This is a genomic window from Kitasatospora putterlickiae, from assembly GCF_039527695.1.
GTDB lineage: Bacteria > Actinomycetota > Actinomycetes > Streptomycetales > Streptomycetaceae > Kitasatospora > Kitasatospora putterlickiae.
In genome coordinates this window covers 1-3,033 of sequence record NZ_BAAAKJ010000089.1, presented here as the reverse complement: position 1 = coordinate 3,033, position 3,033 = coordinate 1, and the positions used below count along the sequence as shown (strand labels likewise).

2 protein-coding genes and 2 pseudogenes are annotated in these 3,033 nt (G+C 74.6%); 2 read left to right on the top strand and 2 right to left on the bottom strand.

The window, feature by feature from the left end; genetic code table 11:
• Window positions 1-291, bottom strand: a pseudogene (locus ABD308_RS09900) (hypothetical protein); the annotation flags it as partial.
• On the opposite strand from ABD308_RS09900, the pseudogene ABD308_RS39615 reads away from it, so the two are divergent.
• A pseudogene (locus ABD308_RS39615) lies at window positions 229-504 on the top strand (BTAD domain-containing putative transcriptional regulator); the annotation flags it as partial. The pseudogenes ABD308_RS09900 and ABD308_RS39615 sit on opposite strands and share 63 nt — an antisense overlap.
• Window positions 485-706: a BTAD domain-containing putative transcriptional regulator gene (locus ABD308_RS39610; protein WP_425554730.1), complete on the top strand. Its 222-nt coding sequence runs from the start codon at window positions 485-487 to the stop codon at window positions 704-706. The pseudogene ABD308_RS39615 and the gene ABD308_RS39610, both read left to right, overlap by 20 nt.
• 264 nt (window positions 707-970) lie before the next feature.
• Here ABD308_RS39610 and ABD308_RS09890 read toward each other — a convergent pair whose 3' ends face one another.
• The gene (locus tag ABD308_RS09890; protein ID WP_344330989.1) at window positions 971-1,903 is read right to left on the bottom strand and encodes an RICIN domain-containing protein; all 933 of its coding nucleotides are present in this window, start codon (window positions 1,901-1,903) and stop codon (window positions 971-973) included.
• Window positions 1,904-3,033 lie beyond the last annotated feature (1,130 nt).

Sequence of the window (3,033 nt, the reverse complement as noted above, 5' to 3'; positions counted from 1 at the left end):
CAGCGGGCCGCCGGGGCCGGTGCGGAACCACTCCGAACCGGGGAACGGCGCCCAGCCGCTCTCCCCGCCGGTCGCGGGGCCGGGGCCCGGCTCCAGGGCTCCGGAGGTGAGCAGGTGGTAGGGCGGGGCGCCCGGGCAGTCGGCGGCGCAGCCGTCCCGGTGGCCGCGGATCTCCCGTCCCGCGCCGTTGGTCCGCAGGTAGGCGACAGCGTCCCGCAGGCCCGCGACCTGCGCGGCGGCCCGTCCGGCTACGCGCTCACCGTCCGGGACGAGCCGCCCGACCACCGGCACGCCGAGCGTCTCCTCGACACCGCCCGGGCCACGCTCGCCGCCGACGCCCCGACCGGCGCTCGGGCGTCCGCCCAGCAGGCGCTGGCGCCCTGGCGGGGACCGGCGCTCGGCGAGCTCCAGAACCTGCCCGCGTTTCGATGGGAGGCCGCCCGGCTGAACGAAGTCCGGCTCGGCGCCGAGCAGTTATTCGCCGATACGGACCTCGCGCTCGGCCCGTCCGAGGAGGCGGTGGCGCGGCTGCGGCGGCTGGCCACCGGCCACCCGCCGTGGGAGCAGCCGCAGGGCCCTGCTGATGCGGGCGCTGTACCGCACCCGCCGCCGGCTCGTCGACGAACTCGGCATCGAGCCCGGCGCGGAACTCGCCGGCGTCCACCGCGCCATCCTGCGCCAGGACCCGCTGCTCGGGCGAGCCTGACGGCCCGTCACGCAACCGGAGGATTTGCCCGTTCGGGTAGGGAGGGGCGACGCGCGTTGACACCCCCGGCCGGCCTGGTCCACGGTAGTCGGAAGGCCGGGCCTCGACCCGACAGGGGCCCGGTGAACGCGCGCGTCAGCAGCGCGAATTCACCGAGTCCCGGGTCCGCGTCCCCCGGCGGGCCCGGGGCGCGGTGTTGTGGGGGCGGTCCGGTTCCCGCCTAGGACCGGCGCCCCTCGGGGCCCGGTCAACTCCCCAAGCGGGTTACGGGTTGGCGGTGATGTCCGGGATCGACGCCGGGGACGGCACCGCGTCGAAGCGGAACACCTGGCCCGACTCGGCCGGATCGCAGCCGAGTTGAACCACCGGGGTGCGCGCGGTGGTGGCGGAGCCGCCCGACACCGTCAGACAGGCGCCGCTGTGCTGCGGGACGATCCGGAAGCCGCCGCCTGCGACCGGCTCCAGGCGGAAGCGCTCCGAAGTGCCGCGCCGGCCGCAGTAGTCGTCCCCCGCCTGGGCGGCCGGGCGGGTGCTGCCGTTGTCCACGCCCAGGCAGCCGTAGCCGAACACCGGGTGCAACGACCGCAGTCGGACCACCCCGCCGTCCAGCGGCTCCAGGGAGTACACCGGGACCGCCTCGGCGCAGTCCGCCTGGAAGACGTGGCCCGCGCCTTCGTCCTCGCGCTCGGAGAAGCAGAGGCCGGAGGCGTCCGAGCGGATCCGGTAGGTGCCGGACGGCGGCGCGCCCGTACCGCCGTCGCCCTCCTCGCCGTCGTCCGCCGTCGCCAGCAGGAGGCCACCGCCGCCGAGCAGGACCGCCGCCCCCGTGACCACCGCCAGGGCGAGCGGCCGGCGCCACCTGGGGCGGCGGCGCGCGGGCTCGGCTTCCGGCTCCTGACCCGGCCCCGCCGCGATCCGTTGCCGCGCCGCGAGCCAGGCGTCCGTGTCGGCCTCCTCCCCGCAGGCGTGCAGGAAGGCCAGCAACACCTCCGGTCGCGGCACCGCGTCGCGCCTCAGCAGATCGGCCGCCGTACTGCGCGGCAGCACCTCGCCGCGCTCCGCCGCCCGCTCCTCCAGCTGCCGGAAGGACAGCCCCGACCGTTCCTTCACCCCCCGCAGCAGTGCCGCGAACTCCCCCGCGTCCCTGGCATCCTGAGGCCCCGCCTCACCCCGACCGTCCCACCCCTGGTCCCGCATGCGCCAGATCCTCCCCGAGCCCCACCCGCCCCGGCAAGTCCACGTCCCGGACACCCCCGCCGACCAGCCCGGACACCCCCCACACCGTCCGGGACACCCCAACCCCCTGGCACCACCCCCTCGTTGTCCAGCAGAGTCCAGTTCCCAAGCGCCGGGCGAACGCCGTCACGGGGGCGGTCGACCGCCCGGCGCACCACCCGCCCTCCCACTCCGCACCGCTCTCACCCACGGGTCCTCCAGGGGGCGCAGGAACGTTTCTCCACCCGGCGCGGGAAGCCGGCCCGCCCGACACTCCACTCCCACCACCGGGCACGCGCGCACCACGACGGGACCCTGGAGTGGAAAGTCGGCCAGCCCGACTTTCCACTCCAGAGCGGCATCGCCCGCAGATCCCCCAGAAGGGCAGGAACGTTTCGTCACCCAGCTCAGGAAGTCGGCCCGCCCGACACTCCACTCCCACCGCTGGGCGCGCGTGCACCACGACGGGCTCTGGAGCAGGAAGTCGACCTGCCCGACTTTCCATTCCAGAGTGGCGTCGCCCGCAGATCCTCCACGAGGGCATGAACGTTTCGTCACCCAGCTCGGGAAGTCGGCCCGCCCGACCCTCCACTCCCACCATTGGGCACGCGCGCACTACGGCGGGCCCTGGAGTAGGAAGTCGACCATCCCGACTTTCCACTCCGGGGTGGCGTCGCCTGTGGATCCTCCACGAGGGCAGGAAGGTTTCGTCACCCGGTTCAGGAAGTCGGCCCGGCCGACCTTCCCGTCCGGGGTGGCGTTGCCCGCAGGTCCCCCAGGAGGGCAGGAACGTTTCGTCACCCGGCTCAGAAGTCGGCCGGGCCGACTTTCCGCTCCCACCGCTGGGCGCGCGTGCACTACGGCAGCCCCTGGAGTGGGAAGTCGGCCTGTCCGACTTTCCACTCCGGGGTGGCGTCGCCCGCAGATCCTCCACGAGGGCAGGAAGGTTTCGTCACCCGGCTCAGAAGTCGGCCCGGCCGACCTACCGCTCCCACGTGCACTACAGCGGGCTCTGGAGTAGGAAGTCGGCCAGCCCGACTTTCCACTCCGGGGTGGCGTCGCCCGCAGGTCCCCCAGGAGGGCAGGAACGTTTCGTCACCCGGCTCAGAAGT